The organism is Roseinatronobacter thiooxidans (assembly GCF_001870675.1).
Lineage (GTDB): Bacteria > Pseudomonadota > Alphaproteobacteria > Rhodobacterales > Rhodobacteraceae > Roseinatronobacter > Roseinatronobacter thiooxidans.
On sequence record NZ_MEHT01000046.1, the window covers coordinates 151643 to 166564 of the forward strand.

General features: G+C 58.7%; 15 protein-coding genes and 1 pseudogene. 7 read left to right on the top strand and 9 right to left on the bottom strand.

Annotation, left to right across the window (positions count from 1 at the left end):
* Positions 1 to 23: 23 nt before the first annotated feature.
* The 5 genes from BG455_RS16400 to BG455_RS16420 form a co-directional block, all read right to left on the bottom strand.
* Positions 24 to 1169 carry an acyl-CoA dehydrogenase family protein gene (locus tag BG455_RS16400; RefSeq protein ID WP_111361310.1) on the bottom strand — a complete coding sequence of 382 codons (1146 nt, stop codon included), beginning with the start codon at positions 1167 to 1169 and terminating at the stop codon, positions 24 to 26.
* Positions 1170 to 1276: 107 nt separating this feature from the next.
* Positions 1277 to 1813 (bottom strand): OsmC family protein, encoded by a 537-nt coding sequence (locus BG455_RS16405; RefSeq protein WP_071471083.1) that lies wholly within the window; start codon positions 1811 to 1813, stop codon positions 1277 to 1279.
* Between the two features lie 27 nt (positions 1814 to 1840).
* On the bottom strand, positions 1841 to 2683 hold the full coding sequence (locus BG455_RS16410; protein ID WP_245735572.1) for an ABC transporter permease: 843 nt from the start codon (positions 2681 to 2683) through the stop codon (positions 1841 to 1843).
* Positions 2680 to 3930 carry an ABC transporter substrate-binding protein gene (locus BG455_RS16415; RefSeq protein ID WP_084386533.1) on the bottom strand — a complete coding sequence of 417 codons (1251 nt, stop codon included), beginning with the start codon at positions 3928 to 3930 and terminating at the stop codon, positions 2680 to 2682. Before BG455_RS16415 ends, BG455_RS16410 begins: the two co-directional genes overlap by 4 nt.
* Positions 3931 to 3960: 30 nt before the next feature.
* The gene (locus BG455_RS16420; RefSeq protein ID WP_071471084.1) at positions 3961 to 4824 is read right to left on the bottom strand and encodes an ABC transporter ATP-binding protein; all 864 of its coding nucleotides are present in this window, start codon (positions 4822 to 4824) and stop codon (positions 3961 to 3963) included.
* A gap of 616 nt (positions 4825 to 5440) precedes the next feature.
* Between BG455_RS16420 and BG455_RS16430 the strand changes: the two genes are divergently transcribed.
* On the top strand, positions 5441 to 6127 hold the full coding sequence (locus BG455_RS16430; protein WP_143079947.1) for a TetR/AcrR family transcriptional regulator: 687 nt from the start codon (positions 5441 to 5443) through the stop codon (positions 6125 to 6127).
* A gap of 8 nt (positions 6128 to 6135) precedes the next feature.
* On the opposite strand, the gene BG455_RS17205 is transcribed toward BG455_RS16430, so the two are convergent.
* The 3 genes from BG455_RS17205 to BG455_RS16440 all read right to left on the bottom strand — a co-directional run bounded on the left by BG455_RS17205 (position 6136) and on the right by BG455_RS16440 (position 7841).
* Positions 6136 to 6348 (bottom strand): hypothetical protein, encoded by a 213-nt coding sequence (locus BG455_RS17205; RefSeq protein ID WP_143079948.1) that lies wholly within the window; start codon positions 6346 to 6348, stop codon positions 6136 to 6138.
* Between the two features lie 242 nt (positions 6349 to 6590).
* Positions 6591 to 7463: a helix-turn-helix transcriptional regulator gene (locus BG455_RS16435; protein WP_071471087.1), complete on the bottom strand. Its 873-nt coding sequence runs from the start codon at positions 7461 to 7463 to the stop codon at positions 6591 to 6593.
* A 42-nt stretch (positions 7464 to 7505) separates the two neighbouring features.
* The gene (locus BG455_RS16440) at positions 7506 to 7841 is read right to left on the bottom strand and encodes a glycosyltransferase (protein ID WP_071471088.1); all 336 of its coding nucleotides are present in this window, start codon (positions 7839 to 7841) and stop codon (positions 7506 to 7508) included.
* Between the two features lie 801 nt (positions 7842 to 8642).
* On the opposite strand from BG455_RS16440, the gene BG455_RS16445 reads away from it, so the two are divergent.
* From BG455_RS16445 to BG455_RS16455, 3 genes and pseudogenes are all read left to right on the top strand, one after another.
* A complete protein-coding gene (locus BG455_RS16445; protein WP_111361312.1) occupies positions 8643 to 9125 on the top strand; it encodes a sigma-70 family RNA polymerase sigma factor in 483 nt (160 codons plus the stop codon).
* A 422-nt stretch (positions 9126 to 9547) separates the two neighbouring features.
* Positions 9548 to 10084, top strand: coding sequence for a hypothetical protein (locus tag BG455_RS16450; RefSeq protein ID WP_071471120.1), 537 nt, complete (start codon positions 9548 to 9550; stop codon positions 10082 to 10084).
* A 441-nt stretch (positions 10085 to 10525) separates the two neighbouring features.
* Positions 10526 to 11107: pseudogene (locus BG455_RS16455) on the top strand (transposase); the annotation flags it as partial.
* Between the two features lie 253 nt (positions 11108 to 11360).
* Here the strand turns inward: BG455_RS16455 and BG455_RS16460 are convergent.
* Positions 11361 to 12272, bottom strand: coding sequence for a LysR family transcriptional regulator (locus BG455_RS16460; protein ID WP_071471089.1), 912 nt, complete (start codon positions 12270 to 12272; stop codon positions 11361 to 11363).
* A gap of 124 nt (positions 12273 to 12396) precedes the next feature.
* Between BG455_RS16460 and BG455_RS16465 the strand changes: the two genes are divergently transcribed.
* From BG455_RS16465 to BG455_RS16475, 3 genes are all read left to right on the top strand, one after another.
* Positions 12397 to 13209 (top strand): class II aldolase/adducin family protein, encoded by an 813-nt coding sequence (locus BG455_RS16465; RefSeq protein WP_084386535.1) that lies wholly within the window; start codon positions 12397 to 12399, stop codon positions 13207 to 13209.
* Positions 13210 to 13219: 10 nt separating this feature from the next.
* Entirely contained in the window at positions 13220 to 14539 is a 1320-nt protein-coding gene (locus BG455_RS16470) for an NAD(P)H-dependent oxidoreductase (protein WP_071471091.1), read from the top strand.
* A 128-nt stretch (positions 14540 to 14667) separates the two neighbouring features.
* Positions 14668 to 14922, top strand: a 255-nt coding sequence (locus BG455_RS16475; RefSeq protein WP_071471092.1) for a transposase, incomplete at its 3' end; no start/stop codon positions are given.

Below are 14922 nucleotides of genomic sequence, written 5' to 3' on the forward strand. Positions count from 1 at the left end.
TCCGCCAAAGGACAGGCGATGCATCATGCGGTTGCGCCCAAATCAGCCAGCATCTTGCGCAATTGCTTCGTCGCCGGTGTGACGATGGCCACGAAATAGCTTTCGCGCAGTCGCCGTTGCGCGGCCCCGTGCGTGACATATCCGCGTGCGCCCTGGTGCAGCATCGCGTTATGCGCTGCGGCCACCGACAGATCGCCTGCGGCCAGTCGCGCCTTGATCACGCGGATGAAATACGCGTCCGATGTGTCATAGGGGGTTTTGCACAAGGCACTGACTTCGGCCTTCAAGGCGTCAAGTTTCTCGCGGAAATGTTCGGGCTGGTCGGGCAGATGCTGGTTCACATGTCCCAACGGGCCGCGCACCTGTTCCATCAGCGCGATGCAACCCTCGATCATGCCAAAGGCCATGCCCGATTGCAGCAGGATAAAGCCTGCGCGGATTTTGGGCACATAGGCGTTGATCGGGTCGGCAATGACATGCGCCTCGGGGACAAAGGCATCGCGGCATTGCACGCCATAGGTGCGCGTGCCTTCCAGCGCCACGAAATGGTCGTTCGAGACAAGTTTCACCCCATCGCCCCGCCCATGCAGCACCATCATCACCCGCTCGCCCGCGCGGGGGCCTTCGGGGATTTCGCTGATCACGGCAAACCATGCATCCTCGTTGATATTGCTGACCCATGGCAAGGTGCCGCGCAACGTGTACCCCCCCTCGACCGGGGTGGCTTTCAGCTTCATCTGCTCGATACCGAACAGGGTTTTCATGGGGTTGGACAACCCAGTTCCGCCAAGCACCGCGCCAGTTGCCACCTGCGCGCCAAGGCTGTCTTGCAGGGCGGTGTTGTCCGAATTGAAAATATACCAGCCCAGTGCCGACTGGCACCACATGCAAAACGCGGTCGATAGGCATTCGCGCCCTGCGCGCGCCATGGCGGCAATGGTGGTGTCGAGATCCAGCGCGCCACCGGGCGCAGGCAAATGGCGTTGAAACGCGCCAGCCGCGCCATAGCTGCGCATCACGGCTTCGGGGTAAAGCCCCTCGGCATCGATCGCGCGGACAAGTGGCACAAGGTCACTGGCGGTTATGCGGTCGGCTTCGGCAAGAACAAAATCGCTGTCAGGCAGTGCCAACGCAGAGACTTGTAGTTCGGGGGCAAGGTCCAGGGACATGAGCAACTCCTTAAGGGTGGATGCCATAGCCTGTCGCGCTCAGACATCGAGAGGAAAAACAGGGGTCAAGGCCGCCGCGACAGGCGCGGCGGCCCTAGAAATTGCGCTTATGCAGCGGCAATTTCCATGTTCACAGGGCGCGAGAAAGTGTTGAAGACTGGCGACCATTTGGCGACATGGGCGATCAACTCGTCGATCACCTCTTGCGGGGCATCGGCTTCCATGATCACTTTCATCCGCACATCGGTAAAGCCCACGGGCTTCTCGGACTGGTCACCCGTGCCCCAGACGGCTGTGATATTCAGGTCGGCTTCCATCTCGATCTCCAGCTTCTGCACTGTGATCCCGCGATGGACGGCATTGGCATGCAGGCCCACACAGACACAAGAGCCAAGCGCGGCCAGCGATGCCTCGGACGGGTTGGGGGCTGTGTCATCGCCCAACAGTCCGGGCGGCTCGTCCACGATATAGGGCGGCAGGTCGCGGATATAGTTGGCGTGACGGAAGCGGCCTTCGGCGACGGTCTTGCAGCTCAGGGTCTTGATTGCCTTTGGATCGGCCTTGCCTTTCTCGATCAGCCCTTCCAATCCGGTTCTGTCGATCGGGGCCAGACAGCCTGTCAGTACGGTTGCGGGTTCACCCATGGTATTTCCTCCTATCTGGGTTCAGGTTCAGGTATCGCTGCGCAGCCAGCTGAAGCGTTTGATCGCCAGCAGACACAGGGAATCGAGCGCGTAGCCAATGACACCGATGACCAGCACCGTTGCCCCCAGCCGCGCATAATCGAGAGAGTCGCGCGCATCATTGATCGCAAAGCCAAGCCCCGAGGACACGCCCAGATACTCGGCCGGAACCAGCACCACCCAAGCAATGCCCAGTGCCAGCCGGATGCCGGTCAGGATGTCTTGCGCAATGGCAGGCAGGATCACATAGACCAGTTGATGCAGCGGGTTGGCCCCAAGATTGCGCGAGACTTTCAGCCATGCCGGATCGATCCGGCGCACGCCAGCGGCCGTGGCAAACATGATCGGCCAGACAGCGGCGACAACGATCAGGAAAATGATCGCGCTGTCCCATGTAGCAAAGGCCATGACGGCAATCGGCATCCAGCTCAGCGGCGAGATCATGCGCAACAACTGGAACGGCGCATTTGACAGGTCACGCAGCCAAGGCAGCCGCCCGATCAGAATGCCCATGGGCACGCCAATCACAATGGCAACCCCCAAGCCCCACCCCACGCGGTACAGGCTTGGTGCGGACATGGACCAAATCTCGCCGCGCTGGATCATGACCCAAAGCCGCTCGAATGTGGGGACAGGGGCCAGTTGCGAAAAGGCGCGCATGCCCGGGGTTTGGGCAATATACCACCCCCCAAGCGCCCACAGCGCGCCCAGTATGCCCAGACCAAGCGTGCCGATGGCCACGCTGCGCGCCCAGCCTTTCAGCGCCGCCATGCGCGCATCCTGTGCATCCGCGCGCGCTGTGCCGGATTGGGTATAGGCTGCATCGGTCACAGCGACAGCACCTCTTCGCGGCTGAACGGATCGCCGGGGTTGACGGAGGGATCATTCAGCCATTGGGGGAACCGCTCGACCGCGTTGCGCACGAAGCGACGATCAACCAGATCTTCGGACACAAAGGCCGGGTCCAGATCGGCAAGAAAGGCCCCATCGCCCGACACAACGGTTTCGCGCAGGTAAGATACTGTCAGCGCATCCGCGCTGGGGTAGGGCCAAGGCTGGAAATCAATCCGCCCATTGCCCCAATCGGAATGGGTCTGCGCGCCGCTTTCGGCATAATCGGCGGTGTCGTAATGCGTCATGGCACGCACCACCACTTCGGACGGCGCAGGCAGATAGCCCCGCCCGTCACGGCTGATCATATGCGCCACCTCGGCCTTGTTTTCGGAAGCATAGATCGCGCCGCGCACAACCGCATTGGTGACGGCCTGCACCCATTCGGGGCGCGCGGTGATCGCTTCTTCATGGGTGGCAACCACGCAGCAGGGGTGGTTTTTCCAGATATCGCCGGTAAAGCGCAGCATGCGTGCGCCTGCCATCACCTCGCCCAAGGCATTGAACGGCTCGGCCACGATATAGGCATCGATCGAGCGGGCGGCCAAGGCAGGCGGCATTTCTGGCGGCTGCATGACCATCAGGTTGCATTCATTGTCAGCCAGCGGTGCGGACTGGTCCTGAATGACAGGGGTAATGCCCGATTGGCGCAGCGCGTATTGCAGCACGATGTTATGCATCGAATACCAGAACGGAATCGCCACCTGCTTGCCGCCAAGACCGCGGAAATCGGTGATATCGGTATGTTCGCCCACCACCACGCCAGAGCCGTTGGTATGCGCCCAAGCCAGCACCTTGACAGGAAAGTTGTTGTTGTAACGCATCCAGATCGGGATCGGGTTCAGGAAATGCACAAGGTTGAAGCGATTGGCGACAAACCCCTCGATCAGTGGCGCCCAGCCCCGAATAAGGGTGGGGTCTTCGGCATCCAGCCCTTCATCTTTGAAATATCCATTGGCATGGGCCACCAGCAGCGCAGTGGCATCGGTGATCGGCAGATAGCCGATGCGCACCACTTCATCTTCCTGCGCATAGGACATTTGCGGCAGGGTTGACAAAAGCCCCGACAGACCGGCGAACAAGCCGCCCTTGGCAAAGAGATTCAGGGCACCCCTGCGGGAATAATCGCCGCTATAGGCTTCCATCGCCCATTTCAATTCAGCGCGGCGCAAATCATCTTGGTTCATGTCAGCTACTCCGTGGCGGGGTGAGAACAATCAGGCGGTGGCTTCAAAAAGGGTCGCAAGGCGTGCGCGTTCTGCCTCGAATGCGGGGCTGTCACGGTGGCGGTCCGGGCCGGGGTCAAGCATTGTATCGGTCACGATGCGCCCCGGGTCAGGGGCCATGATCAGGGCGCGATCCGCCATGATGGCGGCTTCGGTAATGTCATGCGTCACCAGCACGACCGTCAGGCCCAAATCCTTGGCAATCCGGCGGACATCTTGTTGCAGGGCGCGACGGGTGAACGCATCAAGCGCGGAAAACGGCTCGTCCAGCAACAGAAGGTCAGGCTGGGTCGCAAGCGAGCGCGCCAGTGCCACCCTTTGTTGCTGCCCGCCCGACAAATCCTGCACATTGCGCTCGGCAAAGGCTGTCAGCCCGACCATCTCTAACAGTGCAGGAATGCGGCGCTGGATTTCCGCTTTGCGCCCTGCAAACCGCAGCCCAAGGGCCGCATTTTGCGACACGGTCATCCATGGAAACAGGGAGGGTGCCTGAAACATGACCACCCAGCGCGGGCATGTGCTGCGCACGCGGTTGCCATCGATATAGACCCCGCCAGCGCCGGGCTGCATCAATCCTGCGATCAGGTGCAACAAGGTGGATTTCCCGCAGCCCGACCGCCCGACAAGCGCCACAATCTGCCCGGACTCGACCTGAAAATTCAGGTGTTCCAAGCAGTTTTGCGCCATGCCCGGATAGCGGTGCTGCACCCCGTCCACCTGCACATGCGCCCCGCGCCGGACGGCCGTGGGCACCCCTTGTGCTGCGGCGTGCGGCATGTTTGGCAAATAGGTCTGCGCCAAGGCGATAGCGGCGTTCAGCGGCTGCGATGTCTTGAAAGTCCAATGCGCGGTCATGAGGGCCTCTGTCCTTGTTGAAGACGGGTGTACCCCCAGACTGAGGATACCGATCTGTTTTGTCTACGATTGAACGACGTTCGGGCGCGCTGCACAGCAATGCGCCTATTTTCCAACCAAAAGACCAATTTTTCTTGGCTCTTCGTATAAATATCAGGCAGTGACAGAATGATTCAACCGCCCCTGCGCCACAGAATCGGGCAGAAAAACGATACCGAAACGTTCTCTTTCAAGACATCCGCCAAGGTGAAGATTGTTCTGCAATTGCCACGCCTCATGGCACGTTGTCAGGGATAAGCGCGCAAAATAAGGATCGCCCCCAGCAAGCCCAAGGCACGCAAACACCGCCATTTCCCCCGGCGCAAGCCACCCATCCCCTTGATAATGCTGCATTCAGATCATTTTCGCGGCAACCTGCCTTGGGTTTGGCGCGCAAGCAGCCCTTGCGGTGAACACCACGCACTTGCCCTGCAGACTGACCGCCACAAACACCCCGCTGCGCGAATCACAGCGCGCAATTCTGCCGAAGGCCCCGGATTTGCGCCCATGCCTTGCTATTGATGATCGCGTCCTGTCTGGTATCGTTTGCAAAGCAGATACGCAGGAAAAGGCGGGCATGGACGTGTCACAAGCGGATGAATGGACCATGACCCAGTCCCCGGATACAGGGCGCGTTGCGCCCGAAACACTGGTTCGGGGTGCTGGCACGCTATGTTCTGCACAATACAGCCAGACCACCGCTGACAGGGTGCTGGCCGCAGCCGCTTGGTTATTTTGCCATCACGGGTTTCAGGCCACCGGCGTGGATGCCATCGCGCGCCGCGCAGGCACGGCCAAAACATCGCTTTACAAGCATTTCGGCAATAAGGACCGCCTGATCGAGGCCGTTCTGGAACGCGAAGGCGCGTCTTGGCGGGCATGGTTCTTTGCCGAGATTGCGCGCGTGGACGGCACCGCAGAGGCGCAGCTTCTGGCCCTGTTCGATGTGTTGCAACTGTGGTTTGCCGATCCGCATTTTTTCGGCTGCCCGTTCATAAATGCGGCAGGCGAGTTTGACATGCACAATGGCCGGCTGCGCAAGATCATCACAGCGCATAAATCGCATCTCAATGGATGGATCGCCGCGCAGGCAGAGCTTTTGGGGGATAAAGAGCCAGAACGAACCGTTGCCTATTTCACCTTGCTGATGGATGGGGCCATCGTGGCCGCGCAGGTCAGCGGCAAGTCGGAATATGCGCAACACGCCAAGGCTTTGGCGCAGCTTCATCTGCAATCCTGCCGCAAGCCTGTGGGGCTGCTGTAAACCAAGCCTTATGCACGCACCGTATTAAGGTGCTGACGCAGTGCCACGATCGTATCGGGGGCCACGTTGAAATAGCGGCTGATTTCGGCATCATCCATCCCGTAATCGGTCATGGCAATCAGCGCCTCGCGCGGCATCGGGCCAAACACCTCCAGCATTCGATACGCCGCATCTTGGTAAAGCAGTGGCAGAGTGTGCAAGCAAGGAATGTGGTGTGGCATGGTTTCCCTCCGACCGGATGACAGACGAATTTAATCAGCGCGCAAGCTTTCGGCGCAGTGCTTGGTCACGGGGGCGCAATCTTTGCCCTACGGGGCATCGCGCCCATTGCCCCCCTGCGCAGCGGAATGCCCCTATGTTCAGGTATGCAGCGGGTTGCGCATAGCCTCGGAATCTACTCATATCCGGGGCGGATCGCTGCATATGGTCACGGGGCGCGCACCCAAAACCCAACGGCGGCAGGTTACAAGGCATGTGCGCTTTGCCGGCTGCTCTCGCCTGTGGCGGGCGCAGTATCGGCCATCAACATCCGGACCAATGCAACCTGTCCGGTGATTTGCCCTTTCGCATATATGTTGCGTAAATGTGTGCGGACAGTGGCAATTGAATTGCCCGTGCGCGTGACAATATCGGCAGGGTCGCAGCCCTCACGCACAAGCGCACAGATGCGCATCTCTGCTGCGGTCAGCTTCCATGGGTTTGCCGCTGAAAGCGGGGCTTCGACTGGCGCTTGCCCCGCGCGCGGCGTGATTTGCGGTGTTGCGCGCAGCCAATGCGCTACCCGCCCTGCGGGCCTGCGGCCCCAAGCCACAGCCCCGAACGCGGCCAGCGTTTCGCATTCGCGGCGCAAGCGGCCAGCAATTTCAACCGCGCTGTAGAATTCCAGCACATCCACCGCGTTACCGCTATGACCCAGCACGATCACCCCGGCATCCCGAAACCCCCGATTTTCCATCCACAATCTGCACGACGCCTCCAGCGTGTCGCAATGGGGCGGGTGCAGCTCTGCCAAGGTCCATAATGTTCCCGCCTGCACATATCGCAGGTTTTCAGGCACCAGTGCAGGCCCGATCTCGCGGATCAGCGGGCGGGACAACCAGCCACGATCGGTGTCCAGCGTGGCGATCGTCTGGCGCCGCCCGCTATTCAGGCACAGCCGGTAGACATGGACCACACTGGCCCCGGAGCGCGCGGAAAACACATCGAGCGCCGCGCGCAATCTGCGGGACGTATGCAAAGCCTCGGTCAGGTGCATTACGAAATTTGTGGCGCTTTCAATATCTGCCGCAAAACCGGGGGCGGGGGGGCCTGCATGAACATGAGTGGTATTTGGCATGAAAACACCCTTTTTCCAAAGGTTTCGCATTATGACAGCTGCCTAGCAGGCACGGCGCGGGGGACTGGCAAATGCCCGCAGTTGGGCGGCAAGCCGCGTGGCAGAGGCTGCGTCGTTCGGGTCCAGATGGGCGATAATGACAGTATCGGCCATTGCTAGGCCCTTGGTCAGCGAGGTTGACAGCTCGGCATACCCGCACACAATCGGGATGACCTGACATTCTGCCAGCGCTGCCGCTGTGCCCAGCTCGCCATCTGGCCCACCCTCAACAACGACAACGCGGCAGTCCCTGCGCGACTGCTCAACCAACCGGACAAGCGACAGAGAGAGCAATGCCTCTGCATTGTCATCAGGCAGGATCACCAAGACTTTTTTCATGGGCGGCACTCCTTACGGTTGGCCGAAACTCCAGCCGGTGCGATGGCTTAGAGGTGTGATAAATACCCAAGGTTCCCGATTGTTCCCGAATAGATGGAAGAATTTTCACGCGCCGATTGGAGCTGCCCTGTTCGGGACCGATTGCGCGAAGGTCGCGCCTGCGGGCAGCGCGACTCACTTTCAGGCGCGAGTGCTTCGATTTTCCACCACTTTGCACGCATAAGTTGTTTTAAAATATAAAAAACAACCCTTATGCGTTTTTCCTCATCCATTGTGACGATGCAGGGCAGGCGGAATTCCGCTAGCTTACCCTGTATTTGGGGCAGATTGCGTTCGAACGCCCCAGTCTCGGCCACGCATTGGGGCAGGTTTAATCGAACCCCAGCTTTACCCCGCAAGACTCAAACATGAAATGGAGAACAGATACGAAAACACTTCTCAAACAATGCACCTTCGAGAAAGGCAGAGCACCATGGGGCTACAGGACCACACGATCTTGGCAGGGATCGGTGCACTGGGCTGGAGTGCGGGCGATACGGCAAAGTTCTTGACCGGATCACATCCCGCAACACGCGCAGTCATGGCATTCTATGTGGTAACACCCCGCCTTTTCACTGATCTGGAACACCCATTGTGAAACAGTCCGGCCCAGGCGGGCTGTGAAAGGAAATTTAACATTCCAGTCAGCCAAGGTGGAACGGCTTTGTAACATTACTGTTAAAGCAACGGGTTGCATCTGAGTTTTCAGCCAACCCGACACTGCCCGGCAAAGCGTCGCGGCCATAGCATTGGGGACCAGCTGTGTCAGACAATATATTGGACCATATTGCCGCCTTGCGGAGCTTCGCCAGAGCGCTTTGTGGAGGGCGCGACGAAGCCGAAGATCTGGTACAAGAGACCCTTCTCAGAGCAATCGAGTACAGCGCGACCTATCGGGAAGGAACAAATATGCGCGGTTGGCTGTGCACGATCATGCGCAACCGCTTCTATACCAACATAAAAAAGCGCCGCCGCGAGCGTACGGGGGCTGATGAATGTGCATCCACCAATATCAGCACACCCGGCACGCAGGAATGGCACATACAGGGCTGCGAACTGACACAAGCGCTGCAAGAACTGCCCTTGCATTACCGCGAGGCGGTGGTGATCGTTTTGGTCATGGGGGAAAGCTATATCGACGCCTCGCGCCTGATGGATTGCGACATCGGCACCATCAAAAGCCGCGTCAACCGGGGCCGCAACATGCTGAAGGCAAAACTGGGTGAAGCGCATCAGCCCCGTTAACCCGAAGGGCCTGCCATCCGGTGGGATCACTTTCTTGCATGTCCGAGTTGCCACCGCTGCAGGCGCAGACACGGCCCCATGCCGAAAAAGGCGACAGGCCAACGGGGCACAGTTGTGAGGCACACACTTGCCATGAGTATCCTAATCTCAAGAACACAGATGAGCGTCGGGGGATGGTGTCGGATGATTTTCAAAAGGTGCCAAGGGGGGCCAGAGGTCCAGCGGTTTCCCGTATATAGGTCTTCAGAAATTTTGCAAAAATGTCGGCCTACAGAGATAAGGACAACGGTGTTGGTGATGAAATATTGTCTGGCCGGGTTTTTGAGGATATCAGTAAACTAGGGGTAAGATATTCAACCGGCGGCTGTTTTTCTTGGGTTTGCTAGTGTGTAAGGCTCAAATCTTTGTCGGAGACGAGCAAGGTGAAAAATTACTTCATCGGTTTCTTGGTATGTATCGTGGTAGCTTTGATGATTGGTGTTGATCCGGTGAAGAAAATAGCAAACGAAGCCATGAACCAAGGCACTGTAAGGGGTGTCGACACTTGTATGTCATATTCAAACAGCGCAGCACTCTCGAAAGAAGCTGTCAGGGCGATGTGTGTCAGAACCTTTCAGAAGCGCCTTTATCACGGCGACTATGCCACCCGTCGCGCTGGACCACGGGGGGAGCTACGCACAGTAAGCTGGAGCGGGACGCTTCAAAACAAAATATCCGACCACGTTACTACTTGGATTCGCATTTCCGTCACCCTTTATGATGCGGATGGCGTGAGGCAGGAATACTCAGCTGAAACGCCGATTTGGATAGAGCCTTTGAGTGAAGCGGAGTTCAAGGTAGAAGTGCCTAACCTAGAACCTGAACAGATCAGAAACATCAAGTTTTGTTACCTTGATGATTTGGCACCAACAACGTGCATGGCTTGGGATGTCATCGATATTATGGGACTCTCACTTTAGGTTTGCGGTCGAGGCGGCACAAAAGTTTAATGCTGAGAATCAGAAAATTCTGCGGCTAGAGGGTCCCGCAACGGGCCCTGTGAAAAGGGGAGGCCGACTAAGTTATTGAAATTAAATGAGTTTATTGAATGAAAAAATACTGGCGGAGAGACAGTCCTTATCCCTCCGAATCGCTATCGTTTTTACTTATTAAATACATATACTTATAGAAAAAATGTGTCTCGCTCTGTGTAGCAAAATGTGTAGCGCGGCTTAGCGAATTAAATCGCCCTCGTTTTAATTTTTGCGTCCTTTTTTCCGGCGGGTCAAGTGCGAGAAAGTCCAACTGCAACTTATGTGGGATCGCACCGACAAGCTTGGACACCTTTTCGTCGGCAGGCAGACGTGCTCTTTCAAGTTCAACACTTGATTCCTTACATCACCCTCGACGAAACTGGGCAATTGCGTGCTGGGGAATTGACGCCGATCTGGGTTCCTGATGAAACGCATGAGGCGATGCGCGATATGGTTCGTGCCTGAGAAAGCGCGGCAGAGGACCAGCGGCACAAACGCCAGTTCGTTTCGGCTTTTATGTTGCGCCACGGGCGAGTCTATCATCGGACCAAGCCATGGACGATGCGATATCGTCGATGGTGAAAAAGCCAGAGCTTCCACCATCCGGCACTTCAGATCGCGCTTCATGAGATGCTGCAGGCTGAACGAAATGCCAGGGAAAGCCATGACCGGCTGAATGGACATATCGAAGCTCAGATGCCGGAATGGGGTCTCGCCCCCGCTCTGAATGCGCTTCAGGCCCTGCGCGGTGTGGCGCTCATAAGTGCAGTCACCTTTCTGGCAGAGATCGGGGATGTGCGCCGTTTCGAGGCCCCGGTGAAATTGATGGCTTATTTGGGGCTCGTGCCAAGCGAAAACTCGACCGGGAAAACGACCAAGCGTGGCAGGATTACCCGGGCAGGCAACTCCCGCGTGCGACACAAGCTGATCGAATGTGCCTGGACCTATCGACTGCCAGCACCTCCGGGCTGAAATAATCCTTGAAAAAAAGACATCAGAGCGTTCACTGCGGGTCACCGGGTTTTCAGCTTGACGGTTTGAAGTTCTAAAGCAGCAGGTCGTCGATTCGGGTTTGTGGCAGACCATTGGCAGTGGCGATCAGGGTTGCCGTGAGTATTCAAAACGAGGCTCAACGTAGATCCGGTACAGTAAAAAGTAAGCGCCGTTTGCATCCTGCGGCGCGACGCCAATGCCTGGTCACCCGCAGGATCAACCGGGAGTTTTAGTTCTCCCAGTCTGGCGACCGGAAAGCAGCCGCGAGGAAATCCACAATCGTGCGGATGCGAGGAACAATGTCTCGCTCGGGCAGAAAGACAGCATTTATCGCTGTATCGTCGGTCGGTTGTGCATGTTCGAGAAGTTGGATCAACCGACCCGCGCGGATTGCCGGTCGCGCGAGATGCTCAGCGACCCGCATCACACCAACGCCTGCAAGACACATCGCGAAAAGCGTCATCCCCTGGTTACTCCGAAACCGGCTTTTGGCATGAAAGGTCACGCTCTCGCCGTCTTGAACGAAGCTCCAGCGGTTCAGATGCTCGCGGCTGCCATCCCAAGCGACGAAGGGCATAAGGGCGAGGTCTTCGATCGTCCGGGGCATACCGTGGCGGTTGACGAGTTCGGGCGCCGCGACAATCATCCGGCGCAGCCTGCAGAGCTTTCGGTGCATAAGCCCAGAATCCGTAAGCCGCCCCATGCGTACCGCAACGTCGATTCCATCTGCAATAAGGTTCTCGTGATCGTCGGTCAGGCGCAGATCAAGCGACAGGTTGGGATGCCGGCCAAGAAATTCTGGCATAAGCGGCGTTATGCGGTCGAGGCCGAACGCAATGGGAGCGGAGACGCGAAGCTGCCCCTCGATTTGTGCTTCTTGCCGCTGCCAGAGTTCTTCGGCCTCTTCCACCGCGCCGATGACCTTTCGCGCCGCCTCCAAGAATTGCTGCCCCTCGCGGGTCAGACGCTGGCCCCTTGTGGTGCGGTGCAAAAGCCTCGTGCCAAGCCGTGCCTCTAGCCGACGGATTGTCTGGCTGACGAAAGGCTGGCTTGCGCCAAGCGCATGTGCGGCAGAAGAGAAACCACCAGTCTCGACCACGGCGCGAAAGACCCGCATCTCTAAAAGCCGATCATCCTTCACAGCGCGCCTCTCAATTTGGAATAACAGTTATTGCATTCGGATCATTGCGCGGTTCCTGCCGAATTCGCAATACTGCGCGTCATAGGGCTGTTTCGCCCGAATGGTGCGAAGGGAGGATCTCGCCATGCTCGACCTTGGAAACCGCGTCTCGATCTATCAGCCCGAGCAGGACGGGCTTATCTTTCCGGAAATCCCCGAATTCGCCTCTGTCGAGGAGGAACGTCGCCACCGCAAGGAGCGGCTTGTGGCCGCCTGCCGCGCCTTCGCTCTGCAGGGATTCGATTATGGTTTCGCAGGGCATCTGACGGTGCGCGATCCGGAGCGGCCAGAGCTTTACTGGACAAACCCGATGTGCGTGCATTTTGACAAGGTGAAGATGTCGAACCTGATCCTTGTCGATCACGAAGGCACGGTTATTGAAGGCAGGCACGCCGTGAACCGCGCGGGTTTCGTCCTGCACGCCAATGTGCATGAAGAGCATCCCGACATCATCGCGATGTGTCACGCCCACACGGTCTATGGTACGGCATGGTGCGCCACGGGCCGGCCCATCGACCCGATCACACAGGACGCCTGCGCCTTCTTCGAAGATCACGTCGTCATCGGCGAACAGGGCGGCGCGGTGGCCGTAGAGAACCACGCAGGAAGTGACGTCGCAAAAGCCTTCAAGGGCGTGAAGGCCGCGCTTCACCAGAACCATGGCCTGCTGACCGCTTCGCGCCACTCTATCGAGAGCGCGGCGTTTTGGTTTATCGCGCTGGAGCGGTGTTGCCAGCAGCAGCTTGCCATCGCCGCCTCTGGGGTCGAACCAATCCGCATCCCTGCAGATCGCGCCCGCTACAGCCGCGAGCATGTGGGCAGCGACTATATCGGCTGGCTGCACTTCCAGACGATCTGGAACCAGCTTGTCGAGGATCAACCGGATATGTTTGAGTGAGCCTGCGCGCATGAACCTCTCCACACTCGCCGCGGCCCGCGCAGAGGCGGGCCGCCCTGTTCGCGTGGCGCTGATCGGAGCCGGAAAATTTGGCTCCATGTTCCTGTCACAGGTTCCGACGATCGCGGGTCTCGAAGTCTCTGCGATTGCAGACCTCGATCCGGACAAAGCGCGCGCCGCCTGCCGCGAGGTCGGGTGGGATGAGGCACTGATCGCCGCGACCCGCTTCACCGAAAGCGCCGCCATGGCGATTGACGGTGCGGAGGTGATGGTCGAGGCCACCGGCCACCCCTTGGCCGGGATCGCCCATGCGCTTGGCGCAATCGAAGCGGGCATCCATGTCGTGATGGTCAATGTAGAAGCGGATGTCCTTGCCGGGCCGGTGCTGGCCAGGAAAGCGCAGAAGAAGGGCGTCGTCTACTCGATGGCCTATGGCGACCAACCGGCACTCGTGGCCGAGATGGTGGACTGGGCGCGCGCGGCAGGCTTCTCGGTAGCGGCAGCGGGCAAGGGCACGAAATACCTGCCGCACTACCATCAGGTTACGCCCGATAACGTCTGGAGCCACTATGGCCTTACGCCCGAACAGGCGGCGACCGCGGGCATGAATCCGCAGATGTTCAACTCTTTCCTTGACGGCACGAAATCGGCGCTTGAGATGGCCGCGATTGCCAATGCCTGCGGCCTAGATGTGCCAAGCGACGGTCTTTCCTTCCCGTCCTGCGGTGTGGACGACCTTGCCCATATTCTCCGGCCGCGCGAGATCGGCGGCTGTCTGGAACGCGACGGCATGGTGGAAGTGGTGTCCTCAATCGAACGCGACGGGCGGCCTGTCTTTCGTGACCTGCGCTGGGGCGTTTATGTGGTTCTGAAAGCGCCCAATGCATACGCCGCCGCTTGCTTCCGGCAATACGGCCTACCGACAGATGCGACAGGTCTCTATGCGGCCATGTACAAGCCCTTCCACCTGATCGGGATGGAGCTGTCGATCTCCATCCTGAGCGCAGCGCTGCGCGGCGAGGCCACAGGGACAACGCGGGAATGGCGCGGTGATGTGGCAGCCGTCGCCAAGCGCGACCTTGCGGCGGGCGAGACGCTGGACGGTGAAGGCGGGTATACTGTCTACGGGCGGCTCGTGCCCGCCACCCGCAGCGCGCAGGAGCGGCTCTTGCCCATTGGGCTTGCCCATGGGGTCAGGCTCTTGCGGCCAATTGCGGAGGGGCAAGCGCTTGCAATGGAGGATGTTGCGCTCGCTCCGGATATCCACGCAGTCGCCCTGCGCGAGGAGATGATCGCGCATATCACAGCGTGGACGCCGATCCGCAGTTAAGTGCACTGATGGGCAAGATCAGCTTAGCGAATTGCATGATGCCCGGTGTCAACAGCCACTGCTTTGATTGAATAGCCCCTAGATTTGTAGACGCCTTGCTTGGTAATTTTGGAAGCAAGGAGGACGAGATGTCCGCAAGTAAATTCACAGACGAGTTCAAGCGCGATGCAGTGGCCCAGGTCGAAGATCGGGGCTATCCGGTGCGAGAGGTTGCCGAGCGTCTTGGGGTCAGCACGAAGTCGATCTACACGTGGCAGAAGCAATTTTCGCGGCCCGCGAAGGTGATCCAGGAGGTCGACGCTCAGGCTGATGAGATCCGCCGCCTCAAGCGTGATTTGGCGCGGGTCATTGAGGAGCGGGATATCCTAAAAAACCGTTCCGGG

Coding starts and splice junctions, on each gene's coding strand:
- BG455_RS16430 (WP_143079947.1), top strand. CDS start 5,441: ATGGACGTGTCACAAGCGGATGAATGGACCATGACCCAGTCCCCGGAT.
- BG455_RS16400 (WP_111361310.1), bottom strand. CDS start 1,169: ATGTCCCTGGACCTTGCCCCCGAACTACAAGTCTCTGCGTTGGCACTG.
- BG455_RS16465 (WP_084386535.1), top strand. CDS start 12,397: ATGCTCGACCTTGGAAACCGCGTCTCGATCTATCAGCCCGAGCAGGAC.
- BG455_RS16405 (WP_071471083.1), bottom strand. CDS start 1,813: ATGGGTGAACCCGCAACCGTACTGACAGGCTGTCTGGCCCCGATCGAC.
- BG455_RS16420 (WP_071471084.1), bottom strand. CDS start 4,824: ATGACCGCGCATTGGACTTTCAAGACATCGCAGCCGCTGAACGCCGCT.
- BG455_RS16440 (WP_071471088.1), bottom strand. CDS start 7,841: ATGAAAAAAGTCTTGGTGATCCTGCCTGATGACAATGCAGAGGCATTG.
- BG455_RS17205 (WP_143079948.1), bottom strand. CDS start 6,348: ATGCCACACCACATTCCTTGCTTGCACACTCTGCCACTGCTTTACCAA.
- BG455_RS16415 (WP_084386533.1), bottom strand. CDS start 3,930: ATGAACCAAGATGATTTGCGCCGCGCTGAATTGAAATGGGCGATGGAA.
- BG455_RS16435 (WP_071471087.1), bottom strand. CDS start 7,463: ATGCCAAATACCACTCATGTTCATGCAGGCCCCCCCGCCCCCGGTTTT.
- BG455_RS16470 (WP_071471091.1), top strand. CDS start 13,220: ATGAACCTCTCCACACTCGCCGCGGCCCGCGCAGAGGCGGGCCGCCCT.